This is a genomic window from Pseudarthrobacter sulfonivorans (genome assembly GCF_001484605.1).
Lineage (GTDB): Bacteria > Actinomycetota > Actinomycetes > Actinomycetales > Micrococcaceae > Arthrobacter > Arthrobacter sulfonivorans_A.
In genome coordinates, this window is the sequence record NZ_CP013747.1 from 4,941,730 (window position 1) to 4,966,866 (window position 25,137).

At 64.4% G+C, this 25,137-nt stretch carries 29 protein-coding genes and 1 pseudogene; 12 read left to right on the plus strand and 18 right to left on the minus strand.

Features of this window, described 5'->3' with window-relative positions:
* Positions 1-21: 21 nt before the first annotated feature.
* From AU252_RS25075 to AU252_RS23455, 5 genes are all read left to right on the plus strand, one after another.
* Complete coding sequence (locus AU252_RS25075; protein ID WP_083510519.1) at positions 22-285, plus strand: alpha/beta fold hydrolase; 264 nt, start codon at positions 22-24, stop codon at positions 283-285.
* Positions 286-566: 281 nt separating this feature from the next.
* The gene (locus AU252_RS25080) at positions 567-935 is read left to right on the plus strand and encodes an FAD-binding protein (RefSeq protein WP_430929489.1); all 369 of its coding nucleotides are present in this window, start codon (positions 567-569) and stop codon (positions 933-935) included.
* 185 nt (positions 936-1,120) lie between these two features.
* Positions 1,121-1,453, plus strand: coding sequence for a hypothetical protein (locus tag AU252_RS22490; protein ID WP_157769054.1), 333 nt, complete (start codon positions 1,121-1,123; stop codon positions 1,451-1,453).
* A 53-nt stretch (positions 1,454-1,506) separates the two neighbouring features.
* On the plus strand, positions 1,507-1,992 hold the full coding sequence (locus AU252_RS22495; protein ID WP_083510521.1) for a DUF4158 domain-containing protein: 486 nt from the start codon (positions 1,507-1,509) through the stop codon (positions 1,990-1,992).
* Positions 1,993-2,183: 191 nt separating this feature from the next.
* Entirely contained in the window at positions 2,184-2,381 is a 198-nt protein-coding gene (locus AU252_RS23455) for a hypothetical protein (protein ID WP_083510522.1), read from the plus strand.
* Between the two features lie 581 nt (positions 2,382-2,962).
* Here AU252_RS23455 and AU252_RS22510 read toward each other — a convergent pair.
* Positions 2,963-3,703 (minus strand): DUF1206 domain-containing protein, encoded by a 741-nt coding sequence (locus tag AU252_RS22510; protein WP_346425579.1) that lies wholly within the window; start codon positions 3,701-3,703, stop codon positions 2,963-2,965.
* A 388-nt stretch (positions 3,704-4,091) separates the two neighbouring features.
* On the opposite strand from AU252_RS22510, the gene AU252_RS22515 reads away from it, so the two are divergent.
* Complete coding sequence (locus AU252_RS22515) at positions 4,092-4,277, plus strand: hypothetical protein (RefSeq protein WP_058932605.1); 186 nt, start codon at positions 4,092-4,094, stop codon at positions 4,275-4,277.
* A gap of 204 nt (positions 4,278-4,481) precedes the next feature.
* Here the strand turns inward: AU252_RS22515 and AU252_RS22520 are convergent, their stop codons facing one another.
* Positions 4,482-5,015 (minus strand): recombinase family protein, encoded by a 534-nt coding sequence (locus AU252_RS22520; RefSeq protein WP_346425580.1) that lies wholly within the window; start codon positions 5,013-5,015, stop codon positions 4,482-4,484.
* 871 nt (positions 5,016-5,886) lie between these two features.
* Between AU252_RS22520 and AU252_RS22525 the strand changes: the two genes are divergently transcribed.
* The 3 genes from AU252_RS22525 (at position 5,887) to AU252_RS22530 (ending at position 7,924) form a co-directional block, all read left to right on the plus strand.
* Entirely contained in the window at positions 5,887-6,063 is a 177-nt protein-coding gene (locus tag AU252_RS22525) for a CsbD family protein (RefSeq protein ID WP_058932607.1), read from the plus strand.
* Between the two features lie 309 nt (positions 6,064-6,372).
* A complete protein-coding gene (locus AU252_RS24725; RefSeq protein WP_430929459.1) occupies positions 6,373-6,624 on the plus strand; it encodes a BBE domain-containing protein in 252 nt (83 codons plus the stop codon).
* Between the two features lie 19 nt (positions 6,625-6,643).
* On the plus strand, positions 6,644-7,924 hold the full coding sequence (locus tag AU252_RS22530; RefSeq protein WP_240484257.1) for a cation:proton antiporter: 1,281 nt from the start codon (positions 6,644-6,646) through the stop codon (positions 7,922-7,924).
* A gap of 200 nt (positions 7,925-8,124) precedes the next feature.
* Here AU252_RS22530 and AU252_RS22535 read toward each other — a convergent pair whose 3' ends face one another.
* From AU252_RS22535 to AU252_RS22560, 6 genes and pseudogenes are all read right to left on the minus strand, one after another.
* A complete protein-coding gene (locus tag AU252_RS22535; RefSeq protein WP_058932609.1) occupies positions 8,125-8,460 on the minus strand; it encodes a DUF202 domain-containing protein in 336 nt (111 codons plus the stop codon).
* Positions 8,460-8,759, minus strand: coding sequence for a YidH family protein (locus tag AU252_RS22540; RefSeq protein WP_346425693.1), 300 nt, complete (start codon positions 8,757-8,759; stop codon positions 8,460-8,462). Before AU252_RS22540 ends, AU252_RS22535 begins: the two co-directional genes overlap by 1 nt.
* A 172-nt stretch (positions 8,760-8,931) precedes the next feature.
* Complete coding sequence (locus tag AU252_RS24030; protein ID WP_346425581.1) at positions 8,932-9,321, minus strand: carboxypeptidase-like regulatory domain-containing protein; 390 nt, start codon at positions 9,319-9,321, stop codon at positions 8,932-8,934.
* Positions 9,318-10,373, minus strand: coding sequence for a DNA polymerase IV (locus AU252_RS22550; RefSeq protein ID WP_058932611.1), 1,056 nt, complete (start codon positions 10,371-10,373; stop codon positions 9,318-9,320). The genes AU252_RS24030 and AU252_RS22550 overlap by 4 nt, the downstream gene beginning before the upstream one ends.
* A 95-nt stretch (positions 10,374-10,468) precedes the next feature.
* Positions 10,469-11,149 carry an SDR family oxidoreductase gene (locus AU252_RS22555; RefSeq protein WP_058932612.1) on the minus strand — a complete coding sequence of 227 codons (681 nt, stop codon included), beginning with the start codon at positions 11,147-11,149 and terminating at the stop codon, positions 10,469-10,471.
* A pseudogene (locus AU252_RS22560) lies at positions 11,149-12,394 on the minus strand (NAD-dependent succinate-semialdehyde dehydrogenase); the annotation flags it as partial. The pseudogene AU252_RS22560 and the gene AU252_RS22555, both read right to left, overlap by 1 nt.
* On the opposite strand from AU252_RS22560, the gene AU252_RS22565 reads away from it, so the two are divergent.
* On the plus strand, positions 12,327-12,704 hold the full coding sequence (locus tag AU252_RS22565) for an IclR family transcriptional regulator domain-containing protein (protein WP_083510525.1): 378 nt from the start codon (positions 12,327-12,329) through the stop codon (positions 12,702-12,704). The pseudogene AU252_RS22560 and the gene AU252_RS22565 sit on opposite strands and share 68 nt — an antisense overlap.
* 359 nt (positions 12,705-13,063) lie before the next feature.
* Positions 13,064-13,228, plus strand: a complete 165-nt coding sequence (locus tag AU252_RS24035) for a hypothetical protein (protein ID WP_157769057.1) — start codon at positions 13,064-13,066, stop codon at positions 13,226-13,228.
* On the opposite strand, the gene AU252_RS24325 is transcribed toward AU252_RS24035, so the two are convergent.
* The 3 genes from AU252_RS24325 to AU252_RS22580 form a co-directional block, all read right to left on the minus strand.
* Positions 13,221-13,967, minus strand: coding sequence for a DUF2474 domain-containing protein (locus AU252_RS24325; protein WP_058932613.1), 747 nt, complete (start codon positions 13,965-13,967; stop codon positions 13,221-13,223). The two genes, AU252_RS24035 and AU252_RS24325, sit on opposite strands and share 8 nt — an antisense overlap.
* Before the next feature lie 297 nt (positions 13,968-14,264).
* Entirely contained in the window at positions 14,265-14,711 is a 447-nt protein-coding gene (locus AU252_RS22575) for an IS30 family transposase (RefSeq protein WP_276203749.1), read from the minus strand.
* Between the two features lie 255 nt (positions 14,712-14,966).
* A complete protein-coding gene (locus AU252_RS22580) occupies positions 14,967-16,055 on the minus strand; it encodes an IS630 family transposase (protein ID WP_058932615.1) in 1,089 nt (362 codons plus the stop codon).
* Between the two features lie 54 nt (positions 16,056-16,109).
* Here AU252_RS22580 and AU252_RS22585 point away from each other — a divergent pair, with 54 nt between their 5' ends.
* Positions 16,110-17,312 carry an IS110 family transposase gene (locus tag AU252_RS22585; RefSeq protein WP_058932616.1) on the plus strand — a complete coding sequence of 401 codons (1,203 nt, stop codon included), beginning with the start codon at positions 16,110-16,112 and terminating at the stop codon, positions 17,310-17,312.
* On the opposite strand, the gene AU252_RS25085 is transcribed toward AU252_RS22585, so the two are convergent.
* The 7 genes from AU252_RS25085 to AU252_RS22620 all read right to left on the minus strand — a co-directional run bounded on the left by AU252_RS25085 (position 17,270) and on the right by AU252_RS22620 (position 25,014).
* A complete protein-coding gene (locus tag AU252_RS25085) occupies positions 17,270-18,100 on the minus strand; it encodes an IS30 family transposase (RefSeq protein ID WP_083510528.1) in 831 nt (276 codons plus the stop codon). The genes AU252_RS22585 and AU252_RS25085 overlap by 43 nt on opposite strands.
* Before the next feature lie 454 nt (positions 18,101-18,554).
* Complete coding sequence (locus AU252_RS22595) at positions 18,555-19,001, minus strand: hypothetical protein (protein WP_240484259.1); 447 nt, start codon at positions 18,999-19,001, stop codon at positions 18,555-18,557.
* 152 nt (positions 19,002-19,153) lie between these two features.
* Entirely contained in the window at positions 19,154-20,701 is a 1,548-nt protein-coding gene (locus AU252_RS22600; protein ID WP_058932618.1) for a bifunctional 3-(3-hydroxy-phenyl)propionate/3-hydroxycinnamic acid hydroxylase, read from the minus strand.
* Positions 20,698-21,045: a DoxX family protein gene (locus tag AU252_RS22605; protein WP_058932619.1), complete on the minus strand. Its 348-nt coding sequence runs from the start codon at positions 21,043-21,045 to the stop codon at positions 20,698-20,700. Before AU252_RS22605 ends, AU252_RS22600 begins: the two co-directional genes overlap by 4 nt.
* Positions 21,042-22,931: an acyl-CoA synthetase gene (locus tag AU252_RS22610; protein WP_058933115.1), complete on the minus strand. Its 1,890-nt coding sequence runs from the start codon at positions 22,929-22,931 to the stop codon at positions 21,042-21,044. Before AU252_RS22610 ends, AU252_RS22605 begins: the two co-directional genes overlap by 4 nt.
* Before the next feature lie 5 nt (positions 22,932-22,936).
* Positions 22,937-23,875, minus strand: a complete 939-nt coding sequence (locus AU252_RS22615; protein WP_058932620.1) for a fumarylacetoacetate hydrolase family protein — start codon at positions 23,873-23,875, stop codon at positions 22,937-22,939.
* The gene (locus AU252_RS22620; RefSeq protein WP_058932621.1) at positions 23,872-25,014 is read right to left on the minus strand and encodes a VOC family protein; all 1,143 of its coding nucleotides are present in this window, start codon (positions 25,012-25,014) and stop codon (positions 23,872-23,874) included. The genes AU252_RS22615 and AU252_RS22620 overlap by 4 nt, the downstream gene beginning before the upstream one ends.
* Positions 25,015-25,137 lie beyond the last annotated feature (123 nt).

A 25,137-nucleotide genomic window follows, 5' to 3' on the forward strand; every position in this document is an offset into this window, starting at 1 on the left:
CCCGCCGAACCGCGTCCGCAGCTGGTCAGGGACGCGCCATCCGACTCGCAGGTCCCTTGGGGCGTCGATGCCCTCGAAGGAGCCATCACCCAACCTGCCTGGCGTTCCTTGCCCAGTTGGTACCTGATCGCCTCCGAAGACCGGATGATCCCACCGGCCGCGCAACATGCCATGGCGGAACGAGCCGGTTCCACCGTGTCCGAAGTCGCGGCAAGCCACTCGGTTTATGTCTCACAGCCGCAAGCCGTGGCTTCAATAATCAAGGAGGCGGCAGCGGCCCGCTAGGCAAGCCGGCCGGGGACGTTGGTACTCGGCTAATGGGCTGAGTCTGCTGCCGCGCGGGCCAGTGTCGGCCCCAATCATCGGAGGTTCGGATGCCACAGGGATCGGCGCCAGAGAACGGTCACGACCAGAACACGAGTTGGCTGGGCGACCTGGCAGATCACGTACGGGCCGAACTGCTGACGCCCCAGCACGTGGACTACGACCGCAGCCGCCGCGTTTTCGACGCCATGATCGACCGACGCCCGGCAGCCATCCTCCGCTGCGCTGGGGCAGCGGACGTTATGCAGGGCGTGCGCTTCGCCCGCGCACAACAACTGCCGCTGTCGATACACGGCGGTGGGCACAGCGGATCCGGGGCGTCCGTGTGCGAAGGCGGGCTGATGCTCGACCTCTCCCGCATGAAGGGCATACAGGTGGATCCTGCCCGCGGTGTAGCCCAGGCACAGACTGGACTGTTGCTCCGTGAACTCGACCATGAAGACCTTTACTGGGCCCTGAGTGGAGGTGGGGTAACTCGGCGTGGTCACGTCACTCACGTATCGCCTTCATCAGGTAAGCAATGTGCTCGCCGGCGGACTGATCTTCCCGCCCGAGAAAGCCCGGGCAGCGCTGCGCTTCTACTTCGAATTTTCGAGCGGTGCGCCGGATGAACTGTCTACCAGCGCCTCAGTAAGCCGGGATGCAAAGGGGCGGCCGTTCGTTTCGATAACAGCTTGCTACTGCGGCCAGTTCGACGAGGGAGAGCACACGCTCCGGCCGTTGAGGGACTTCGACAACCCCATCGAGGGGGATATTCGACCGCTGCCTTATCTGACGTTCCAGTGCTCGCGCGATAGTGGTGCACCGTCGGGCGCCAGCACTACTGGAAATCGAGCTATCTCAAGGACGTCACCGGGACACCGCCATCGAGGTGATGCTGGAGTTCGGAGCAACCAGCCCGTCACCCTATACGGGCATCGGACTACAGCAGATGACCGGAGTGGCCAGCCGGGTGGACGCGCGGGCTACCGCTTTCGCCCACCGCGATCGTCAGTACGACTTCCTGATCGTGTCCCAGTGGGAGGACCCGGCGGACGCGGACGGGAATGTCGCTTGGACCCGCCGCTGTTTCGAGGCGATGACCCCGTACCTCAAAGAGGGGGTCGAGGACCATTCCGCGGAAAAGTAGCGCTAAGGACCAAACCGACCGCAACGATTGCCAGCGTCGATCGTTGAGAGAGCATGGCCGGTGAATATTTAACGGCTGCCGAAGAGGCGGCGTACGGGCGGTATGCGCATGAAGCTCCGGAACAGGCGGTGCTGGAGCGGTTTTTCTTCCTCGATGACCTGGATCGCGAGCTCGTGGCGAAGCGGAGGGGTGACCACAATCGGCTCGGGTTCGGACTCCAGCTTGTGACCGTTCGTCATCTGGGTGCCTTCCTGGATGATCCCGTGGATGTTCCAACCGCTGTCGTCGATTTTGTTGCGGCGCAGGTGGGGGTGGCGGATCCGTCGTGTGTGAAGCGGTACGTGGAACGGAAGCAGACTCGGTTCGAGCACCAGTGGGAGATCGCCGAGGTATACGGTTTCGTCACTTACGCCTCGATGGAGACGGAGCTGTTGGAGTGGGTGGACCGGCAGGCGTGGACCAGCGATGCGGGGCCGAAGACGCTGTTTTCGCGGCGGTGGCCTGGCTACGCGGGCGCCGCGTGCTGCTGCCGGGAGTAAGCACCCTCCGCGACCAGGTGGCCGGCGTCAGGAAGAAGGCCGAGTCCCGGCTACATGATGCTCTTGCTGCGGTGGTGACAAGTGAGCAGGCTGTGGCACTCGATAGGGTGCTTCTGGCCCCCGGTCAGGGGCGGCGGTCCCAATTTGATTTGTGGCGTCATCCGCCACGCAGAGATCCATCGGGCCGGTCGATGATGAAGGCGCTGGGCCGGGTATCCGAAATCGCGGCCCTGCGTCTGGGAGAGGTCGATACCGTGGGCACGGGCGTTTCCAAGCGGCGAATGTTGCAGTTGGCCCGGTCCGGAATGAACGAAAAGGCGCCGAAACTTGCCCGGCATCCGGACAGCATGCGGACCGCGATCTTGCTGGCCACGCTGACATGGGTTTAAACGAAGGCTACCGATGACGCCCTGGAACTCTTCGATGCGCTCATGGCCAATGAGCTGTTCGGGCGGGCGGCGAAGTCCGCGGACAAGGAGACGGTGAGGCGCTACCCCCGTGTGGCCAGAGACGCCGCGCTGGTCAAGTCCGTGGTGGAGGTGTTGTTCGAGGCCGAAGAGCTGAGCGAGGACATTCCGCTGGGCATGGTGTGGGGAAATGATCGAAAAAGCAGTGGGATCCAGGGCGAAGATCCGGGCGGCTGTAGGGGGACTGGACCTGATCACCCCGCCACCGCAGGCCGGGTCGGACGGGGCATGGCGGGTAACGGTCGTCGGCACGGCTCATGTCCGCATCGCGCAGATCGCCTCCGGTGAGGTCTGCTGGCCCACCCACCGCTCCGCCCCTTCGCCTGTCGACGCGCCCTTGGCGGCTGCCGTCAGCGGAGAGCCGGCCGTCCCCCTCAATCCAGTGGAGCAGGAGCTGGCCGCGGTCGGCGAGGAGCTTACATCCGCGCGAATTTGGCCTTCACCATCAGGTAGAGACCGTAACAGATCAGACCGGCGCCGACGGCGGTCAGCATGTAGACCCCTTACGGCTGCTCGCGCAGCGCCTTCAGCCCGCCATCGAGGCCGGTGGACTCCTGAGGGTTGGCGTTAACGGTGGAAATAATGAACAGCAATCCCACCAGAAACAGTGCGACGCCCTCCGCTATGTAGCCGACCACGCCCAGCCCCGTCACGACGGACCGTGCGGTGCCCGAGGGCGGCAGCCGCAGATCCTTCTTGAACGATCCTTTGACTCCGAGGACCACGAAGACAAGGCCGGCGACGGCGATCGCGGCCCCGATGGCGATCAGCAGGAACGCACCCCCGGGCGCTTTGATGATGGAGACTGTGAAGTCGCTGGTGGACTGTCCGCTGGTCTGGCTGTTTCCGCCTGCGGAGGCAGCAAACGTAAGCGCGATGACAGCGAACACCACCGCCTTGCCGGCCGCGGACAGCTTCTTTCCCACCTTCTTCCTGACCTCCAGCTGACCATAATCGAACACGGCGTTGCTGGTTTGCCAGAGTGCCAGAGCCACGCAGGCGGCGAATCCGGCCCACAGCAGCAGCAGCCCCTGCGGCTGGGCGGCGAGTTGGGCGACTGCACCGGCCTTATCCGCCGGTCCCGCCTTTCCCGCCGTCCCTAAAGCCAACTGGATGGCGACGAACCCGACCAGAAGGTGCAACAGGCCGCTGACGGCAAAACCTGCCCTGGCCGCAATCACAAGAGCCCTCGAGTTCGATGCATCCTCGACCGCGTTCGCGGCGTCCTTCAGCTCTCTCTTCATTTCCGATCCTTAGCGCAACAGCAGACGCAGATACGGCGGTGCGTAACGCCTATTTTGTCACGGGAGTACACCCACAGACAGGCCTGGTCGGAGCCTGCGAAGACAGCCTGGCCCGGAGCTGAGCCGATTCAGGCAGGGAGCGCGAACAGGCAGGCCGCTCAGGGCGGGGCTGGGGGACGCGGTGTGCATGTGTTGGATCGAGCGTTGCCCGTTGTGGGAGGAGACATCGCCGGCATCCACGGACGCCGAAGCCCTCCATCAGAACGTCCCCCGGAACAACAAACCGGAGGGAGCCTGGGCCCTCTCTAATGCCCCTGGCGCTACTATAATGTGATTCACACCCCGCAGCGGGAGATGAGCGATGATACGCGGAATTGGCAGGCGCAAAATGGGCAGGCGCGGAATTGGTCTGGGCGGGGCCGTGTATCTGGCCATCGGCGTAGTGGTCGCCGCCACCCACGGCTATCTCGTGGCATGGAACGTTCCCGGCAACATTCTGGAAGGCCTGGCGGCGATTGTGCTCTGGCCGCTCGTGGCCCTCTTCGGGGTCGATCTGCATACGTTGATCGCCTAGATTATTGAGCCCGTCGTAGGCGATCAGTGCAAGTTTGCGGGTGCATTGATGCGCCGGCTGCGCCACACGCCGGCGGCGAGTGCGAAAGCCTGGCCGCGACCTCGCCTGGACGCCATCGGCTCCCGAATGGAAGGACCTTTGGCTCATCGTGGGCCTTGTCATTGGAGACTCCTTTCATTATCCGACAGCCCCGCGGCTACCCCGTCATGCTTGGATGCTCCTGCGCAGGAAGAGGATGAAGACAGTCTCGTCGATCCTGACCCGCGGCGCCGGGCAGTCCTGGACCGTGCGCTGCCTCAGGTATGGGCGTTCCTTGGACGATGCCGTACTCCGGGCGACGTTGACGAGGGCAGCGATTTCGGTGGTGGTGTGTTGTCCTCCCCTATATAGGGAGATGAGGTGGTCTTCCCAGCTCTTGCTGAGTTTGGGTTGTTGCCGCGGAGCCGGCGTTTGGCTGTGGCGACCTGCATGCCTTCGCGAGCCCGTGATGAGGTCGGATTCGAATTCGGCGACCATGGCTAGGACGGACGTTGAAGAACCGCCAACTGTGGGGGCGGTGGGGTCGTGGACGGACCCGCCGATGCCGAGCGTCACCTGACGTTTGGCGAGGTCTTCGATGATGTCCCTCGCATCGGGTAGGGACCGGACGAGCCGGTCGAAATTGGTTACGACGAGCGGCACCGGCCCGGCACGCGGCGCCATGCCGTCGAGATCCCGGGCGGTTGAACTAGGACGCACCTCTATCCGCCCGGCGGTATGGGACTCCCGCGGCCCGGCAGCCAGAGGCTGCCACGTGTGTTCCGTCGATTCGGCCGCCTGCGTTGGCTCCGCGGCCGGCTCGGGGAGCCCTGACTGCCGAAGTCCGTAGGCCGTCCAGCCCGATCTGCGCGCGGACCCACAGCGCCGGACATCTTCCTGTTCCGCTCGTTCAAGGCTCCCCGGGCTTCCGTCACGTCTTCTCTTGATAACACGAGCGCGCGTGCGGAATTCCTGCGGGTGCTTATCGCCTCCTGCAAATCCTTCTCAATCTTGTCCAGATCCATGTCGGTGGCCATAAATCAGTCATGCCAAGGCCCTGTTCGGCACGCTAGCGACGTTCCCGAGGTGGAAGAATGCCTGCCGCGGCTGTCCTCTGGGCGCTCGTGGCCCTCTTCTGGGTCGATCTGCATACCTTGATCGCCTGGAGCCCCGCCACCCGACGCTGCTGACGCGTCTTCACGTTTCGCGGGTGAAACCGCCTGCCAGGAGGATCATGCCACCCGGTCGGCAGCATTCCGGCCGTGCCTAGCCCTGGCAGCGCCGGGCGGGATGTATACGTGGCTGGGATGAGGTGGTGACACATCCCGTTGTCCTGCGTGTCCGAGGGCCAATTCAGCACTGACGCAGACCTGCCACTCCGCGCCGAAAAATCACAACCGAATACACGCAGCGAAATCCAGGACCGAAGTCCATTGCCGGATCCTCCGGCCCGATGACCACTAATTCCGCCCCAAGCCATCGCATATGCCGATCGTCCATCGCACCAACTTTTGACGGTTCTGTCCCTACAATTAATTGTCGGCCTCCACGGCATTCACGTCGAGGGGGCGGCCAAATAAGGAGAATCACCATGGGTTTGGGTGACAAGATCCACAACGCCGCCGAGAAACTCCACGGCAAGGGCAAAGAGGCAGCTGGCGATGTCACGGGCAACGACCGGCTGAAGGCCGAGGGCAAACGCCACCAGGTCAAAGCGGACCTGAAGCAGGCCGGCGAAAAAGTCAAAGACGCCTTCAAGAAACGCTGAGACAAGCAGCCAGAAGGCAGAGGTGCGGTCCGGGCGGACCGTACCTCTGCCCAGTCGTCGCGACATGCTCTTTCCGCCGGCTGACGGTTCCCGCCCTGATGGCCTGCCACGGGGCGTGACCTGCTCCCGGGCGATGTGATCTTCACCGGACCGCCCCAGGGCGTCGACCTGGGGCCGAACACCCGGCGGTTCATCCAGGCCGAAACCGAGCATTAAGGGGCGTCGTAAAAACGTTCGCATGACGTTTCCGCAGGTCAGAGCTGTAAAAGCATGCCGTGTCCGGGCCAATGCAACGCATACGGACGTTGGGTGACTGCTCATGCTGAACAAGGTGAGCTTCCCATCGCGGTAAGGGAAAGCCGCTCCTCGACCCCCAAAGAGGCGGTGTACGTGAACAACCCTGGTGGCATGGAGCAGGAGCGTGTGCGGGCCGCATACGGCGTGAACTACGACCGGTTGGCATCCGTGAAAGCCCGCTACGACCCCGACAACGTCTTCCGCCTCAACCACAACATTGCTCCCGCCACGATCCCCAGAGGAACAGTGAAGAATCGCCAATAGCATTTGGGAGGTGGCTGTTATGGCGCCATCCCCAACAGTGGCGGTAGCTTTGGATTACTTTACCTTCGAAGCAGCCGAGGTACCGGAGGTACCGCCGATGCATGGCTTGTCGACGTCAATGGTTCTGATCGCCTTGCTGGCTATCGCAGCACCCCTTGCGGCCCGCTTCCTTGATCGGGTGGTCAAGGTGCCGATCGTGGTCTTCGAAATTGTCCTCGGAATCATGCTCGGCCCCAGCCTGTTGGGGTGGATCCAACCCGCCGAGTTCACGGATACGCTCGCCGATTTCGGGCTGGCAATGCTCTTCTTCGTTGCCGGCAACGAGATTGATTTCGCCCTAATCCGCGGCCGGCCCGCCAACCGTGCGTCTGCTGGCTGGGTCATCTCCTTGGCGGCAGGCATTGGCGCTGGCCTACTCCTGGCCCCCACGCCGGAGGCCGCCGTGATCATCGGAGTAGCCTTGTGTTCCACAGCTCTGGGTACGCTGCTGCCGATCCTTCGCGACGCAGGAGAATCGAAATCCCCGATCGGTATCGCGGTCACCGCACTGGGTGCGGTTGGGGAGTTCGGTCCTCTCATTGCGATCTCGCTGTTCTTTAGTGGCAGGCAGTTGGGACCGGCAACAGCGGTGCTTCTCGGGTTTGTTCTCCTGACCGGCCTGGCGATTTATCTCGCGTCGCGCGCACGGCACTCACTGCTCCACTCCCAGGTCACCAGGACCCTCCACACCAGCGGCCAGTTCGCCGTCCGGTCCATCATCTTCATCCTCACCGTGCTCGTTGTGCTCAGCATGGTCCTGGGACTCGACATGCTGTTGGGTGCATTCGCCGCCGGAGTCCTCTGGAAAGTCGCCATCGCGCGCGCTCCCGAGCAAGACCGGAAAGTCATCGAGGCGAAAATCGACGCCATCGCTTTCGGATTCCTGGTGCCGGTCTTCTTCATCGACACAGGCATAGACTTCGACCTACGCGCGCTAACCGCCAGCCCCGCTGCTCTCGCACTGTTCCCCATGTTTCTGCTCCTCTTGCTCATCATCCGCGGTCTGCCGTCGCTACTCGCCGCTCCCCCAAAGTCCAGCCCTGCCGACAAACGGGCCATCATCCTGTTTGGTGCGACAGGATTGCCGATTATCGTGGCGGTGACAGGCATTGGCCGGGACGAGGGGCTTATCTCAGGCGGAATCGCATCCGCGCTGGTCGGAGCAGGAATGCTCTCGGTACTCCTGTTTCCGCTGCTCGCACTCCGCCAGCATCAACGCAGACCTTCAGGGACGCCAGCCCGGCAGAATGAAAGCCCGTAGGAGACCGGACGAGGAGGCCCGCGCGCTCAGCGTGCGCCGGGCCAGCCGGTGTTGGGCTCCGCCAGGTAGGCGGGGCCGTGCCGGGATGGGCGGCGTCAGGGCCACGGCGGAAATGCCGGACGACGGCGGCAGCCGCCACGGCGCGGATCTCACCAGAGTTGTCGGCTGAGAGCCCGGCACGAGGACGCGGACGCTGGACGTTAGCCCGTGAGCAGGATGATCAGGCCCAGGATCCCCATCAGCACAACGGAGCCGCTGGTCCAGAAGACGGCAGCCACGTCTGAGTGAAACCGTTCCGCCGCGATGCCCCTCACGCGTGCGAAATAGCGGCCGCGCTGTGTGGCGTAAATGCTGACCGCGATGGTACCCGCCACCGCGATGAGAATCAGAATCCAGAAACCGTAGTGAGGCAGCCAGCGCAGGAAAACCAGCGCGGCGCCAAATAGAGCCATGCTGGTCCGGCCCCAGGAGAACACCGTGCGTTCGGGTTGGAGCCCGGGGTCCTGGTGCGTGGGAGCAGCCGGAGCTCCCGGCACTAGTTCAGCGCGATCAGGATGATCACGACAGCTGCGGTGACTGCCCCGCCCAGGCCGAGGAGCGGAACAATGAGCGGCAGGGGAAGTGGTTTTCCGTGCCGCATGCTCGACTCGATCGAAACCCACCGCACTGCGGCGCCGGCACTGATCAGCATCCCGATAGCCACCAGGAGTATTGTCAGTGCCTTGCGCAAGGGCTCGGGCAAGGCCTCAATCGCGAAAGCTTCCAGTGCCAGCCCGCCGGCCAGGAAGGCCAGGGCCGTGCGGACCCAAGCCAGGAAGGTTCGCTCGGTGGCCAGAGTAAAATCGCGGGTCCGGCTCTACGCCGCCGGGCAGCACTCTGCGGGCCAACCAGCCGCGTCCTTGATCCGGCTCGGTCATTGTTCTCCTTAAGGTGAGGGGTTCCCCGTCGTATGCCGCCGGAATAGCTTGGATCGGTGCCGACATCTGCCGGCCCTGCCCGGATCAGGCTTAGCGAATCCCGCTGTCAACAACCAGCGTGATGTGAACGGGCCTGTCCGAGATGACCACCAGCTCGGTAGCCGTCGAAGCGTAGCCGCCGACGTTGGTCGCTCTGATCACATAACGACCGTCAGGCAGAGTCAGATGGAAGGCACCGGTGCTATTGGTTTGTGTTGAGCCCCGGACGGCGTCCCCGTCCAAGGCCACAACCGCGGCCCCTGATACTGGGCGCGGTGGACACTCCTGACCAACACGTTCGACGGGACAGACCGGGGCGGTCAGGACCACCCCGGCAACATCCCCGGAATGCCCCGTGACTGGACTGCCTGGACTGGTGCACCCGCACAACCACAGGACGGCGGCCAATAAAACCCAGACTGAACATTTCACTTCACTCACCAACCGCCTCGCGTAGGCGTATGTCCCTTTCGGGCATCGTCGGGCATGGCCATTTCGGCCCGCAGGCCTAGGAGTCGGATCGGACGGCCCGCTTCGATTCCTGCTGCGAGGTCCAAGGCCCTCGCGAGGATTTCCTCCCGGTCGAATGTCTCGGGAATCTTCCTTCCGTGGTTCTTGGTCACGAACGGCGCGTACCGAACCTTCAGAGTCAGTCCAACCACGGGCCGTCCTTCAGCCACAACATCCTCAAGGACACGAGCTGCCAGCTCCCTCACGGCGTCGTCCACCTGGGCGGGCTCGGTCAGGTCCCGCTGGAAGGTGGTCTCCCGGCTGTGCCCGCGGGCAACCCACGGGGTGTCGTCCACAACGCTGGCGCCGTCCCCGCGTCCGAGCTCCGCGTACCAAGGACCCATCTTGGGGCCAAACTCAGGAACCAGGTTCTGGGGGTCGGACGCGGCGAGCTCCGCCACTGTGTTGATGCCGAGCTTGGCCAGCCGGCCCGACACTTTGGTTCCGACACCCCACAGGTCCTTGGTGGGCCGGCTGCCCATAACGTCGAGCCAGTTCCCGGCAGTGAGACGAAAAACGCCGGCCGGCTTGCCGAAACCGGTGGCGACTTTGGCTCGGACCAACGTGTCGCCGATGCCCACGCTGCAATGCAGCTGCGTTCGCTCCAGGACAGCGGCCTGCACCTGCCGGGCGTAGGCTTCCGGATTCTCTGTCTCAGTGCCTACAAAGGCTTCATCCCAACCCAGCACCTGCACGGTGGCGCCGGGCTGCGCGCGCAAGGTAGCCATCACCGTTTCAGACGCCGCGAGGTAAGCCTCCTGATCGACGGGCAGGATCACAGCGTCGGGCACTTTCCGGGCCGCAATGCGTAAAGGCATTCCGGAACCCACACCGAACGCCCTGGCTTCGTAGGATGCGGTCGATACCACCGCTCGTTCCGTGGGGTCCCCCCGACCGCCGACAATGATCGGCTTCCCCGCAAGCTCCGGCCGCCGGAGCACTTCGACCGCCGCGATGAACTGGTCGAGATCGACATGCAGCACCCACCGGATTCCGCTCACGCCACCAGTCTGCCCTAAACATCCCTGCCAAGCATGGGCCTCCACCGGGCGTGGCCTCCGATCCCACTGATGATCGACTAAAAGGCCTGACCCGTGGCCCGTATCGCCACTTCTGAGACGTCGACGCCGGCGGGCTGGGACAAAGCCCAAAGAAACGCCCCGGCCACGGATTCAGGTGCGATGGCGGCGTCGGGCGCTTCCTTCCACAGCGGTGTGTCCACGTGGCCCGGGGCGATGTGCAGTACCCGGACCCCGGTGCCCACGAGCTGCTGGCGGAGCGATTCCGCGTAGCCGGTGACAGCCCATTTTGTGGCGGTGTACAGATTGCCCGGATACACCTTGCGGCCGGCCGTGCTGCCCATCAGCACGAAGTGGCCGCGGTTGGTGGTGAGCTCCGGGAGCGCAGCCTTCGCCAGGACTGCCGGGCCGTAGACGTTGGTGAGCACCATGTCCCGCCATCGCTCCGGGTCGCCGTCCGCCAGATCGCCCGGAGCCGAGAACCCGGCATTGGCCACCGCGACGTCGAGGCCGCCCATAGTTTCTACCGCGGCAGCCACGGCGACGCGCGTCTGGTCCCAGTCCCCCGCGTCGGCAACAACCCCGTGGACGTTGCCCAGGCCCGAACAGGAGTCAAGGAACTCCGCCAGCCGTCCGGCGTCGCGCCCTGTGGTGAACACGGTGTGCCCGGCGCGGAGGGACTCGCGGACCAGGGCGGCACCGATCCCGCTGGTGCCGCCCGTGACGAGGATGCGAAGCATCAGGAAGGGTCCGCGATGCCGATGTAGCGGGTCTCGAGGTACTCCTCGATGCCCTCCATGCCGCCTTCGCGGCCCAGGCCGGACTGTTTGACGCCGCCGAACGGGGCCGCCGGGTTGGACACAATGCCGGTGTTCAGGCCGAACATCCCCACGTCCACCTTTTCGGAGAGCCGCAGCCCGCGGTTGAGGTCGCGGGTGTAGGCGTAGGCCACCAGGCCGAACTCCGTGTCGTTGGCCAGGGCGATCGCCTCGGCTTCGGTCCGGAAGCTGACAACAGGTGCCACGGGACCGAAGACCTCCTCCTGCAGGATGCGTGCAGTGGCGGGCACATTGCTCAGGACCGTGGGCGGGTAGAAGTACCCGTCACCGTCCGACGGCGCTCCGCCGGTGAGTGCCGTGGCTCCCCCGGCGACCGCGTCCAGGACCAGTTCGTCCACCTTCGCCCGGCTCTTGGCATCGATCAGCGGCCCGATGTTGGTGCCTTCCGCCGAGCCGCGGCCCAGCTTCAGGGAGGCCATCCGTTCCGCGAGGCGCCGGCTGAACTCGCCGAGCAGCGATTCGTGCACGATGAAGCGGTTGGCCGCCGTGCAGGCCTCACCCATGTTCCGCAGCTTGGCCAGCATGGCGCCGTCCAGGGCGGCATCCAGGTCGGCGTCCTCGAACACCAGGAAGGGCGCGTTCCCGCCGAGTTCCATGGAGGTCCGCAGCACCTGGTGGGCGGAGTCGGCAATAAGCTGCCGGCCCACGCCGGTGGACCCGGTGAAGGAGAGCTTGCGGAGGCGGCTGTCCCGGATCAGGGGTCCGGTCACCTCGCCAGGACGGGTGGTGGGGATGACGTTCAGGACGCCGGCAGGCAGGCCGGCTTCCCGGAAGACTTCGGTGAGCAGAAGCGCCGTCAGCGGGGGCCAGGTTGGCCGGCTTGAGCACCATGGTGCAGCCGGCCGCGATGGCCGGGGCGATCTTGCGGGTGGCCATGGCCAGCGGGAAGTTCCACGGCGTGATGAACAGGCACGGGCCCACGGGGCGCTTGGTCACCAGCAGCCGGGACTTGCCGTCCGGTGCCGTGGAGTAGCGGCCGGAAATGCGGACTGCTTCCTCGGAGAACCAGCGCAGGAACTCGGCACCGTAGGCCACTTCGCCGCGTGATTCGGCCAGCGGTTTGCCCATTTCCAGGGTCATGGCCAGGGCGAAGTCGTCCGCCCGGGCGGTGACCAGCTCGAAGGCGCGGCGCAGGATCTCGCCGCGTCAGGGCCCGGCCACTGGACACATTCCGTCCAAAATCAAGACGTTTAATGACCTTTGCCAAGAGATAGCCCTCATCCGACGGCGCGGATATGCCGTCGTGGATGAAGAATTCGAGCTGGGGGTTGTCGGTGTTTCAGCACCGGTGTACGACTTCAAGCAGCGAATTGTCGCCGCCTTCAACGTCAGCGCCCCCAAACAGCGATTCGGCCGTCATCTCGAGCAGGCAGGAGCCCTCGCCGCCAAGGTAGCCATGGAATTCTCCACGACGCTGGGTGCGCCATCCGAGCCGGCCGCCAGGCCACCCAGATAGGGCGGCGGCGGAGTGCGGACATGTGCCATCTTCCTGATGCGGCTAGTGGGGTGACTTGAAGAAAACGCCTGCGCGTCTCCACACTTCTCCGGAAATTTGCACACACTGGGCCTGGAAATGCCCCTGAGCTGCGACAACACTGGGCGGTTTCCAACAAACGTCGCAACAGCTTCGAATTTCGAAGGTAACAGACTCTGAGTTGCAGCCAGTGGGGCAGCTCAGGGTGCGTCGGCCTAGCTGAGCAGCAGCCGATGTTCACTCATTCGGTTAAGCGGGTATACCGCGGTTCACTTCCTGCGCGGTCAGGCTGTTCGGGCCTCAATCAGAAAGCTGGCAACCCTGCGTGCAGTTGTTGTTCCATGTCCAGCTTCACGCAGTCGCATGGCCAAGACGCCGGTGACCACGAGCAGCAGTTCCTCGGCCAGCGCCTGGGCTTGGCGCCCGACAACGGGCACGGCGAATTCGGCAAGCCATGCCTTGTGGCGTCTGGTAAGAGCGGCTGCGACCAGCGCTTCCTTACTTGAATGGGACGCTGCCCTTTGACGCGTCTGACGGGTCGGCGGCTCTGTGGAACACGTAGACCTCGACGTGGTCGCCGTTGAGCACGAATCGGTGGAGACCCTGGTCGTGGGACCACATCATCTCCGCGACGGTCTCGAGGCCTTTGGGGGAACACCCTTCGGCGCCGTTCCTCTCGCGAATCGCATAGTCGGCCACGAGCAGGCAGACCGTGCCGTAGCGAGACTCTCCGCTCCAGACACGGTGACGGCCGAAGTTCTCGTATTGCCGCAGCTCATTGGCATTGAGACCCAGCGCGTCGAGAGTGCCGAGGTTGTCTTGCGGCTTATCGGCGTCCGCACCGACCGACTCCAACGCGAGCACGAAGTCCGGTGCGGGCACGGCCTTCCAACGGTGCTGCGCATCTGGGACGGGCAGCGCCATTTCCGTCAACGTGTTGGCCGGGATTGCAGTGGGCTCATCAGCAAGCAGCTGCGACAGCCACGCGACGAGGGCGAGGGCCGCAATGGCGCCGCCGAGGATCATCAACCAGCGGTGGCGGCGCCACCACGGTGCCGTGGGGACGCTCGGGGCGGGATCGATGACGGGAGTCAGCTGTCGGTGTTGGGCGGCCTCCAGTTCGGAAAGCCGAGCCTGAGCCGCCACATCCCCCGCGATGTCGCCATCCCGTCCGTACGCGCGTCGCCGCAGGCGCTCCAGCTCGCCAGCTTCCACGCCATCGACCGACCCCAGCGGGCCATCCATGCCCTAATTATCCACCGGGGCACCACCCGGGACTAGAGGCATGACCCATACTCTGCTTTAAAGGGGCTTTCGCTCATTGAAGACGAACCAGCGTTAGGAAAGACGGTAGATCCAGCCGTGACTCCAAACTAACTCCTCATCTGTCCATACCTGGGGTCAATTCGGGTTATCCACGGCTGAATTGGGGAGCCTTCCAGGTAGCTCCCTGGCCGCCGTAGCGGTGGATAACGTTCGAGAATTGTCCCCATCTGTGGGCAGCTGACCAGTGCTTCAGGTGGCAGCGGAAACTGCGTTCGTTCAAAGCGCAGCAACGGTTTGGAGGGATGCAAACCGCGCGGTTGCACTATCCCAGTCGAGGACGGCTCGCGGCCGTCCGTTGATCTCATCAGCGGCGAAGCGGACTTCAGCCTGTTCTACCGTGCTGAGGTCCGCGCCCTTACGAAAGTACTGGCGGAGCAGGCCGTTGGCATTCTCGTTCGAAGCACGTTGCCAGGGGCTGGCCGGATCACAGAAGTACACGAGAGTTCCAAGCGCCGCGGTGACCTCGGCGTGCTTGGCCATCTCGGAGCCCCGGTCCCACGTCAACGTCCTCCGCAGCGTGGCCGGCATGACCCCCAGGGCCTCAATGAGCTGGTCACGCATGTTATCGGACCTGTTGCCTGGACGGAGCGCGAAGGCAACGAGGAGCCTGGAAGAGCGTTCCACCAGCGTCACTATCGCTGATTTGTTCCCCTTCCCCATGATGAGGTCACCTTCCTTACGGTGTTGTTGTGGGTGATTTCGGGCTGTCGTAGTGTTTCGATCACCCTCGGGCGGCGGGTATGGCCCAGATCTCCTTGCCGCTTGGACGGCTTACTGGGAATGGCCGCCCGCTGCCCGCCGATGACTCGACCGCTGATTGAGACTTACGACATTGATCGTTGGGTAAGGACGTGCCGGCGTGGTTATCGACAGGGCCTACTAAATCAGGAACTGATTGAAGGGACCTAGTGGTGTGTCTCAGTTTTGTTTGATGGTTTCGAGGGCGACGCGGCCGCGGGCTACTTTTTTGAGGATTGAGTCTGCGGTCGCGGTCCAGACCAGGGGTTTGGGTTCGGTGTTGTGGGCGGCGAGATACTCTTCGATCTTGTGGATCAGGTCCGGTACGGAATGGAACGCTCCGCGGCGCAGGGCCTTGTCTGTGAGTTCCCGGAACCAGCGCTCGACGAGGTTGAGCCACGAGGACGAGGTGGGGGTGAAATGCAGCTGGAAGCGGGGATTATTCGCCAGCCAGGCTTTCACGTCGGGGTGCTTGTGGGTGGCGTAGTTGTCCAGGATCAGGTGGACATCCAGGCCCTGCGGGACTTCTTTGTTGATGGTCTTGAGGAACACCAGGAATTCTTCGTGCCGGTGTTTGGGCAGGCATGAGCCGATGACTTTTCCGGTGGCCACGTCCAGGGCAGCGAACAAGGTGGTGGTGCCGTTGCGTTTGTAGTCATGGGTCATCGTTTCCGCCCGGCCTTTCTTCATCGGCAGGGATGGCTGGGTGCGGTCCAGGGCCTGGACGGACGATTTCTCGTCCATGCACAGCACGATCGCTTTCTCCGGCGGGTTCAGGTACAGGCCGACGACATCAATGAGTTTTTCTTCAAACCGCGGATCGTTGGAGAGCTTGAACGTATCCACCAGGTGCGGCTTCAAGCCCCTGGCCGCCCAGATCCGCTGCACCTGCGCCGGAGACACCCCCACCTTCGCCGCCATCGTCCGCACCGACCAGTGCGTCTGCCCTTCGGGCCTGGAATTGCGCGTCAGATCAACGATCTCGTCAATCTTTGACTGCGGAATGACCGGCTTGCGGCCCCGCCCGGCACGCACCTCTCCCAGGTGGGACAGGCCGTCCTCGGCGAACCGGGCCCGCCAGGACCTCACCGTCCCCGGGCTCGTCCCGGCGACCTTCGCGATCGATTCATTGGCCAACCCCTCCGCGGCCATCAACAAAACCTGCGCCCGCTGAACCTCGCGATGGGACGCCGTCTGCGATTTCGAAAGGACCTCCAATGCTGCACGTTGTCCATCAGAAACCACCAATGCAGGAGCCGGATTCGTCATACCCCCAGTTTAACAGAACACCCGCAAACTATTTTGGAGACATACCACTAGGACATGACGGGATTGTGGGCTGGAATCGACGCGGGCAAGAGAGCCCATCATTGCGTCGTGATCGATCAAACAGGAACAGTGCTGCTCTCGAAACGGGTCGAGAACGACGAGAAGGCGCTGCTTGAGCTCATTGCCACGACCGCGGAGATCGCGGCCGGGGAAGAGGTCTGCTGGGCAACGGATCTGAACGCCGGCGGCGCGGCGCTGCTGATCGAGCTGTTGGCAGCCCACGCGCAGCGCCTGCTCTATATCCCCGGACGGATTGTGCATCACGCTGCAGCGACCTATCGCGGGGATGGCAAGACGGACGCGAAGGATGCCAGGATCATCGCCGACCAGGCACGCATGCGCACCGACCTCCAACCGGTTCGCGGTGGGGACCAGATCAGCGTGGACCTGCAGTTGCTGACCGCCCGCCGCACGGATCTGATGTGTGACCGGGTCCGCGCGATCAACCGTCTCCGGGCCATGTTGCTGGAGTACTTCCCTGCGCTCGAGCGTGCGTTCGACTATTCCAAGAAAGCACCCCTAATCCTTTTAGGCGGCTACCAAACCCCCGAGAGTATTCGGCGCTCTGGACTGGCCAGACTCACCGGCTGGCTCAGAAAACGAGGCTGCCGCAACAGCGCAAAGATGGCGGAGAAGGCACTCGACGCTGCAAACTCCCAGCACACCGTCCTGCCGGCCCAGTCCATGGGCGCGGCTCTGGTCGTCCGGCTGGCCGAGCAGATCAGGGCAACCGATGCAGAAATCGCCATCGTCGATGCCCAGATCACGGATCTGTTCCGGCAACACGACAGCGCCGATGTTCTCCTGAGTATGCCTGGGTTCGGACCCGTACTCGCAGCTACTTTTCTCGCGAACATCGGCGGCAACCTGGACGGCTTCGACTCCGTCGACCGCCTCGCCAGCGTCGCCGGCCTTGCCCCGGTCCCACGCGATTCCGGACGAATCAGCGGTAACCTGCACCGGCCACGCCGGTTCAACCGCAGACTCCTCCGGACCTGTTACCTCGCTGCCCTCTCCAGCCTGAAAAACAGTCCCGCCTCACGAACCTACTACGACCGGAAACGCAGCGAGGGGAAGTCCCACAAACAAGCGCTCATCGCACTTGCCAGACGCCGCATCAACGTCCTCTGGGCCATGCTTCGCGACCACGCCGTTTACCGAGAACCAGCCACCGTCAGCGGCGTCCAGGCTGCTTGACAACAGCATTGAGATTCCCAATGGCCCGCTTCTTCCCTGGTAGCGATGTGGGCTGGGCGGTCACCGATCTTCAGAGCATCAGCAATGTACTGGCGTGGCTTCACCTTGGTCCTGGACCGCGGCCGCCTGCTGAACTTACCCGATCGCAGCAGCCGGGCAGACCCGGCTGGAACGGGGCGGATACTCAAATGGTAAAGCGCACGGTAGACCGTTTCATGCGCCAAATGCCGATGCTTTTCCCCTGGAAACCGTTCCTTCAAGGCCCGGCAGACCTGCTGAGGGCTCCACCGCTTCGACAGGCACTCCACGACGTAATGCCGCAACTCGTCATCACCGGCAAGCTTGGCCAGCCTTGGCCGCGCCCTCCTCTTCTGTGCCATTTTCTGGGCGCGGAACGGATGATAGCGACGTGAGTCGGGACGATTCCGAGCCAACTCCCTGCTGATTGTGGACGGGGACCGCCCAAGATCACGAGCGATCGATTGAAGACTCGCCCGAACCAGCAACCGGTCAGCAATGAAGATCCGTTCGTCCTCTGACAAATAGCGGCTGGACCCACCTGCCGCAGGAACCGCCTTACGAGGCCTCGGATCCAAGCCTTGCTGCACCAAGCCCTCCACCCCGTTGCGGCCATGCAACCAACGATGGCCTGTGTTCGGGTTGATCCCAAGAATCCTGCATGCCGCCCGGTTGGAGTGCCCTTCTTTCATGAGCTGAACATACAAGGGCCTCTTCTCAACCCAACCCGGAGGCCCCATTTTCCTCGATCGGCGCGTCGCACTGCGCATGAATCAACACCACTTTCAGTCGGTGTTGCGACGTTTGTTGGAAACCGCCCTGTGTCTATTGGCGGGTTGCAGTCCCACCCACCATCACTCCTCATAGGTTACGAGGCTTGTCCGCTAAATCCCTGCGGGCTGCGGGCTCAGTGCAGGGCTTCGCGAACATCCCGTCGGGCGGTCATGTCGGAACCGCGTGCGGATGGCATGGAGAGGTGACACCGCGAAGTCGCCGAGCACAAATCCGAAAGGGGGACGGCAGGAATGAACTCTCAACCAATGGCACGCAGGCCGTTCCAGCCGGCGTTGCTGCCTCGTACGGCACTCTCGCCGCGGCAAAAACCCCTCTGACCAGGGAATACGTGCCCGAGGTGGGACTCGAACTGCATTCCAACCCCTGCAAACACTGGGCTCCGCGGAACATGCGGAATTCGGCCCGGTTGCAAACGCCACCTGAAACTGTTCAGTGGATGGCGAGCTCGATGGCGAGCACCGCGAGGCCAAGCGCCGCCATGATGGCGAGGACCAGGATTTTGAGCCATGGCTTGACGCGCAGTCGCCGCACGGCGAAGAGCGCGATGATTACCAGGGTGGCGACGAGCGTCACCGCGATCACCCGGAGCGCCGGCGGCACGCCGATCACGCCAAGCGTGCTGAGCCCGAGGATCACCATCGGCGCGATGATGACACCCAAAGACCCGAAGCTCACGTATATGAGGTGGGCGAGTTCGGCCCGGGATGGCAGGGAGCTGTCCCGGACCATATGCGCGATCACATCTGCAACAAAGACGGCGAGCAGCGTGCCCAGGACGGTGAGCAGGAGCGTGAGTGCAGCCCCGGCCACTGTTGCGTGTTCGGCGTCGCGTTCGAAAGCGATCGTCACGGCCAGGACGGTAAAGGTGACGTACACGCGCTCCTTGAGCGCCTCTGAGCGTTGCTGCGCATCCGGGCCCGGCCGACGGCTTGATTGTTTTCCTGCACGCCTATTGGCCGCTTGTCGCCGACGCCCGACAGGCGGTTGAGAAACCATCACTTCGGGTTGAACCATGGTCAGGCGACCTTTCATCGCTCTGTTCGCCCGGCGTTCGCGGTTGCCGCGTGGAACGACGGCAGGCGGGTGAGGCTCCCGGAGACGGAGTCGGAGGTGAACATCACGGTGCGATCCGGGCGGACCACCGCAGCAGCGACTCGATGTCGGACGAGCCACTGGTGGAGCTCAGATCCGGGGCCGGGGACGGCGGGCGCCGCGCCCTTGTGAAGGATCCGTTTGCGCTCCTCGGGAGTGATCGTGAGAGCTACCAGCGCGAAGCCGTTTCCGGCGATGTCGTCGAATCGGTCGGCGTCCGGGGTTCTCGAGGTCGGGGCGTTGGGGCAGGGACGTCCGACGGCGGAGGTGCGGGCGAGTGCCGAGAGTCGAGTGCCAGAACACGGGAGTATCGCTGTCCCGGACCAGGCGGGCAGGCCTGTCACAAGGTGCAGGCCCGATGCGAGGAATCTCCGCAGGGCATTACCGACGCGACCACCTGCGGTCATCGTGAGGCCGACCAGCTTTGCGAGGGTGATGGTTCTTCTCGCGTGCCGCTTGCGCTCGGTCTGGTAGCTGGCCAGCGCGGTTGCGGGGAGGTCGCCGGCAAGAACACCGGCGAGCTTCCAGGCCAGGTTCATCGCATCTCGGAGTCCTGCCCCCATGCCCTGACCGATGAAGGGAGGACTCAGGTGAGCGGCGTCGCCGAGGAGCAAGACGCGGCGGTCGCGCCACTTGTTGGCGACCTGGGCGCGGAAGGTGTAGTCGGCCACCCGGATCACGCGCAGATCGTCCACCGGGACGTCACCGGTCCACGGCCGGATCAGCGGATGGAGTGTATCCATCGTCGCGAAGTCGGCGGCAGTCTCGCCGGGCAGCAGCCGGAACTCCCAGCGGTAGCGGACCTCTCCGACGCGCATGTAAGTACCGGCGCGGCGGGAGTCGCACAGCTGGTGGACGCCTTCCCACTGGTTCAGCGGCGCCGAGGTGTCGATGTCGATAACCAGCCAACGCTGTTCGAAGCCCAGGTCCTCCATCTCCGCGCCGATGGCCCCCCTCACAACGCTGTTGGCGCCGTCGCAGCCGAGGACGTAGCTGGTACGGACCGACTCGCGTGCCCCCGTGACACGATCCGTGAACTCCACCCGGGCTGCCGCGTCGTCTTGGGTCACACCGAGGACGTCGACATTGCCGCGCAGGGTCACCGTAGGCATGATCCGGAGGTTGTTGCGCATGAGCTGCTCGAGTTCCGGCTGGTCGAACATGTTCGCCTGGGGGTAGCCGTGGGCGCCGCCGTCAGCCGATCGCTGGAACTCCGCGATCAGCCTGTGGCCGGGTGTAAGCAGACGTAACCCGCGTGCAGGGCGGCTGAGCCCAGCGAATTGCGTCGCCACGCCCAGACGGTTGAGGATGCGATAGACCTCGTCGTCGAGATGTACCGCTCGTGGTAGCGGGTAGACACCCTCCCAGCGGTCCAAAATGAGGCACTCGACGCCGTACTGGCCGAGTAGGGTGGCGACAGCCAGGCCGGAAGGTCCAGCGCCGACCACCACCACCGGAACCGCGCTGTCGTTCTGGGCGCTCATCCTGTTCCCGCCGGAATGAGAACAAGATAGCCGACGAGTACCGCCGTCATGACCGCCGCCGGGGCGATCTCACGCGGACCGTCGCCGTTCCTGAGATGGGTAACGAAGGCTCCGGCCATCAGAAGCACGAGGCCGACGGCTGCCGCGAGGCCGATCCAGGGCTCGACCAGCCCAAGCAGGAGGCCGAGGGCGGCAAGCAGCTCCAGAGCGCCGATACGTTTGTAGGCGGTGCTGTTCAAGCCCACATGTGCGGCGCGGGCGAGCATCGCTTCTGTGCCAGCCACCTTTGCCAGGCCCAGCATGGTGAAGCATCCAACCAGCGCTATCGTGAGGACGATGATCATCGATCTGCCTTTCGTGCGGTCCTATTCGTGATCCGCCATCGGACCCCGTACTCGTCGAGGGCACGCCTCACGGTTGCATGCGATGCCTCGTCAGCGCTCACGGTGACGACTATCGCGCCGTCCTCGATATCGGCTTCCACGGCGTGCACGTCAGCCAGCTCCCGCAAGGCCTCGCTCAGCGCTGCCCTGGTGGCGTCTGCACGGAGCGCGAGCTTGTATGGTTTGCCGACGGCAGTGACCGGAAGCTGGTCGACGACGGTGACGGACTTCGGCGAGGACGCCCTTTCCCCAACCCGGTCGTCCGCCCATCGGACCAGGTCCTCGGTCTTGGTGGTAGCACCCGCGGCCAATGTGACGTAGGCGACCGGTACCTCTCCCGCATGCCGGTCGGGTCTGCCGACCGCCGCTGCGCCGGTCACGTCCGGGTGGGAGAGGAGGGCGTCCTCGACAATTGCGGGGTCGATGTTGTGGCCCCCTCGGATGATCAGGTCTTTGGCGCGACCGGTGAGCTGGACGAAGCCGTCCTCATCGACTTGTCCGAGGTCGCCGGTGTCGAGCCAGCCGTCCCGCACTTTGCCGAGTCCGTCCAGCAGGAGGCCGTCGGGGCCGTTGCCGATGACGTAGCCGGGGAAGACCGTCGGTCCCTTGATCACCAGCAGGCCCCTTGTGCCTGGTCCGGCCTCGTGCCACTGTCCGTCGTCGTCAACGTGCACCGCCTTGATCTCTTGGTAGGGCAGCCGGCAGCCGAGCGAGCCCTTGGTGGCGCCCGGGAAGTTCAGCACGCTGACGCACGTCGCCTCCGTCAGGCCGTACCCTTCGACGAGGCCGACGCCGGTGGCTGCCTCGAAGCCGGCACGCACGGCCGCGGGCAAGGGACTGGCTCCGACAATGGCGTGGCGAAGGCTGCTGATGTCGGCGTTCACGGGAGACGCGGCGAGCGCGGCGTAGACGGTGGGGACGGCGCTCATCGCGGTAAGCCGGTGGTGCTCGACGACCTTCCAGAACACGCTGTAGAGGGCAGGCTCACGGTAGCCCAGCGGTCCGGACCACACGACCGACAGGCCTTTGAAAAGGGGCGCGAGGACGGTCACCATGAGGGCGTTGACGTGGAACAGCGGCAGGGCGGCGAAGAACACTGCGTCCTCGTCGAGGAGGTCGTTGGCTGCGAGCATCCACGCGTCGGCGACCTCGTTGGCTTGGGTGTGGGCCGCAAGCTTCGGGGTGCCGGTTGTGCCGCCGGTGTGGAAGAGTGCCGCCAGATCGCCGGGTCCAGGCTGATCACCGTGGAACTGTTCGGATGATGCGTCTGCTGCCCGGCGTGTCAGGTAGTCCACGCTGGCGTCTCCGACGGTTGTGGCCGGCCCGGCGGGCGCCTGCCCGGTCGGTGACAGGAGGAGCACAGTGTCCACCAGACCCTTCTTCGCGAGGCTGAACGCGGCCTCGGTGACGACGGGATCGAGATCAGGCCCGGCGGCAATCAGCACACGCGCGCCCGAACGCTGGAGCAGCTCGGCGATGTGATCCTCGGACAAAGCGGGGTTGATCGGGACGGCAATCCCGGCAGCTTGGGCCGCCAGGGTCGCGGAGATGAGCTCCTGGCAGTTGGGCGAGAGTAGGGCCACGGTGTCTTGGCGGCCGACGCCGATTCCTGCCAGCAGGTTCGCCATCCGGTTCACGGTGGCGTGAAGCTCAGCGAACGTCAGCTTGACGGGGTCCTGCCAGTGCTCGGTGCTCCGAAGTACGGCCGCCGCCGTCCGATCCGGCCACAGCTGGGCGGCCCGGCACAGCAGCTCGTACGTCGAGGCCGGAAGCCCGCGTTCGGAGAGAGGTGTCCTCTCGATCTCGACGACGTCGTCAGGGCTTGAGTACCGCGGCCAGAGAGGCATGCCGTTCACCGGGCGTCCCTCACCGTCGTGCGCTGGCGCCCCAGATCGACCTTCCCGTCGTCGGTACTGATGGCGATCTCGATAACGTCACCGCTTTTGAGGTACTTCGGGTTGCGGCCCTGCGCCTTGAAGAACAGGCGCCACTTAGTGGCCGGGGGCAGCAGGTTGCTAATGATCTCGACTGGCTTCGGTGGTGCGCTCAGTGCGGTGCCGACAGGGGTGCCTGTCAGGACCAGGTCGCCCGGGGAGAGGTGCTGGAAGCGGGTGAGTGCCCGCAACGCCTCGACGGGGCGGTAAATCATGTCGGCCACCGTCATGTCCTGACGGATCTCGCCGTTTACCCACAGCCGCAACCGCAGCTCATCAAAGCGGTTCCAGTCCTCGGCGTCGAAGAGCACGAGTGTCGGTCCGGCGGGGGTGAAGCTCGCGTAGGACTTGGACTCGTAGAACTGGGTTTTCGGGAGTTGCAGGTCGCGGGCCGAGATGTCGTTGGTGATCACGAGCCCAGCGATGTGGTCGGCGATCGTCTCGGGTGTGATGACAGAGCCGACCGGGGTCTCCTGGCCCATCACGAGGCCGATCTCAGCCTCGTAGTCGAGGAACCGCACGTGACCGGGCCGGACGACGTCGTCATTGGGCCCGCTGATCGAGCCCGAGGACTTGCGGAAGAATGTCAGCGGGATTTTCTTGGGATCCATGCCGGCGTCCCTCACGTGCGAGGCGTAGTTCGTCATCTGGGCTACCACGCGGCACGGCACTGTGATCGGCGAGATGAGGTCGAGGTTTTCCACCGGCACAATTTCGCTGGCGCCGATGGCGGCGTGGATGGCCGGGCGATCGGCGAGCAGCTCGCCCGTGGTGGTCGCGGGGGTGGCGATGCGGGCGGCACCGGTGGGCGTGTGGACCCACCAGTCGTCGGCGGTACGCAGGATGGAGATGGTCATGAGGTGGCTACTTTCATCAGGCCGCGCAGGCGGCTGAAATCGAATTCGTTGTCGTCGCGGAGCGCGGAGACCATCGAGGCCAGCTCGCGCAGCGACTCTCGCCCGGGGGCGATGCCGAGGAAGTCCTTGCTGGCCGGAGGGCCCCACTGGGCGAGACCAGAGGCGGACATTTGTGCCCAACCGGGCTCTAGGGTGCAGTCGAACATGTCCCCATCGGTGAAGTGCTCGACCAGGAAGCCGTTGGGGTCTCGCCAGTAGTCGAAGATTTGGCTGCCTTGGATGTGGCGGCCGATCCCCCACGAACGGTGGTACCCAAGGTCACCCAAAAACTCACCGCCGGCGGCCAGAGCATCGACGTCGGCGACCTGGTATGCCGAGTGCACGTACCGATTCGTCGGGCCCAGCGTCATCGCCAGGGTGTGATGGTCGGTGGGCGTCGAACCCCGGTCGCAACGGATGAAGCTCATTGTCGGACCGCGCTCGCGCTGCCCCGGGTAATAGAGGAAGTCACTGACGATCAGGCCGAGGTGCTGCAGGTACCAGTCGAGCGCCTCACGGTACTTCGTGCTCTGCAGCACGACGTGACCGAGGCGCTGGACCGTCGCTGGTTGACGCAGTGGCCGCTGGGTCCGGTTGGTCCGCACCACTTCGTGGCCGGCGTTGAACGTGAGGGGCGTCTGGGCGGGCAGGGAAGGGAGTTTGTGTGTGTCTGCGACGACGCGGACCGCAGCACCGCTCGGATCCACGAGGTCAACCCCTATGCCGCCGATCGTCTCCGGTAGCTTTTTCGACGTCGCGCCTGTCGCGTCAGCCAGGCGAAGGACGTCCGAGGCCTCGGCCGCAGTGAACGCGGCACCTAGGTATTGCGATCTCGGTCCGCGCCGTACGATCACGCACGGCGCTCCGGTGTCGGTCCCCCGGAGGTGCAGCTCGTCGGGGGTGCGCAGGCTCGTGGCGAAGCCGAAGGCATGCGCGAAGGTCTCTGCAGCGCGCAGGTCTGTCTTCTGGAACTCGAGCCAGGCGATGTCGTGCACTTTGATTATCGGGTTCGCCGCCCGCCCGCGGTGCTCGCCTCGCAGCGCCCCTTGTTCACTGTGCAGGTCGCTGTGGGTTCCAGTGTGGTCATGGTGGTCGTTCATGGGTAACCTCTCTTTCTGACTATATCTTCGATTATGAAGATATCGTCAGTCAAGAGTAATTGAAGATTTCTTCACCTGTGACGGTAGGCTGGGAGGAATCCTACGACCGGATGACTTCAAGGA

Excerpts from the sequence above, each read along its gene's own strand:
- AU252_RS22510 (WP_346425579.1), bottom strand. The coding sequence starts at position 3,703 with ATGAAGAGAGAGCTGAAGGACGCCGCGAACGCGGTCGAGGATGCATCG.
- AU252_RS22495 (WP_083510521.1), top strand. The coding sequence starts at position 1,507 with ATGGCCGGTGAATATTTAACGGCTGCCGAAGAGGCGGCGTACGGGCGG.
- AU252_RS22565 (WP_083510525.1), top strand. The coding sequence starts at position 12,327 with ATGGCCAGGGCGAAGTCGTCCGCCCGGGCGGTGACCAGCTCGAAGGCG.
- AU252_RS22600 (WP_058932618.1), bottom strand. The coding sequence starts at position 20,701 with ATGAGCGCCCAGAACGACAGCGCGGTTCCGGTGGTGGTGGTCGGCGCT.
- AU252_RS22610 (WP_058933115.1), bottom strand. The coding sequence starts at position 22,931 with ATGCCTCTCTGGCCGCGGTACTCAAGCCCTGACGACGTCGTCGAGATC.
- AU252_RS22515 (WP_058932605.1), top strand. The coding sequence starts at position 4,092 with ATGGGCAGGCGCGGAATTGGTCTGGGCGGGGCCGTGTATCTGGCCATC.
- AU252_RS22580 (WP_058932615.1), bottom strand. The coding sequence starts at position 16,055 with ATGACGAATCCGGCTCCTGCATTGGTGGTTTCTGATGGACAACGTGCA.
- AU252_RS25080 (WP_430929489.1), top strand. The coding sequence starts at position 567 with ATGCAGGGCGTGCGCTTCGCCCGCGCACAACAACTGCCGCTGTCGATA.
- AU252_RS22530 (WP_240484257.1), top strand. The coding sequence starts at position 6,644 with ATGGCGCCATCCCCAACAGTGGCGGTAGCTTTGGATTACTTTACCTTC.
- AU252_RS22585 (WP_058932616.1), top strand. The coding sequence starts at position 16,110 with ATGACGGGATTGTGGGCTGGAATCGACGCGGGCAAGAGAGCCCATCAT.
- AU252_RS22615 (WP_058932620.1), bottom strand. The coding sequence starts at position 23,875 with ATGACCATCTCCATCCTGCGTACCGCCGACGACTGGTGGGTCCACACG.
- AU252_RS24325 (WP_058932613.1), bottom strand. The coding sequence starts at position 13,967 with ATGGATGGCCCGCTGGGGTCGGTCGATGGCGTGGAAGCTGGCGAGCTG.
- AU252_RS22525 (WP_058932607.1), top strand. The coding sequence starts at position 5,887 with ATGGGTTTGGGTGACAAGATCCACAACGCCGCCGAGAAACTCCACGGC.
- AU252_RS22605 (WP_058932619.1), bottom strand. The coding sequence starts at position 21,045 with ATGATCATCGTCCTCACGATAGCGCTGGTTGGATGCTTCACCATGCTG.
- AU252_RS24035 (WP_157769057.1), top strand. The coding sequence starts at position 13,064 with ATGTCCAGCTTCACGCAGTCGCATGGCCAAGACGCCGGTGACCACGAG.
- AU252_RS22620 (WP_058932621.1), bottom strand. The coding sequence starts at position 25,014 with ATGAACGACCACCATGACCACACTGGAACCCACAGCGACCTGCACAGT.
- AU252_RS25085 (WP_083510528.1), bottom strand. The coding sequence starts at position 18,100 with ATGCGCAGTGCGACGCGCCGATCGAGGAAAATGGGGCCTCCGGGTTGG.
- AU252_RS22555 (WP_058932612.1), bottom strand. The coding sequence starts at position 11,149 with ATGCTTCGCATCCTCGTCACGGGCGGCACCAGCGGGATCGGTGCCGCC.
- AU252_RS23455 (WP_083510522.1), top strand. The coding sequence starts at position 2,184 with ATGATGAAGGCGCTGGGCCGGGTATCCGAAATCGCGGCCCTGCGTCTG.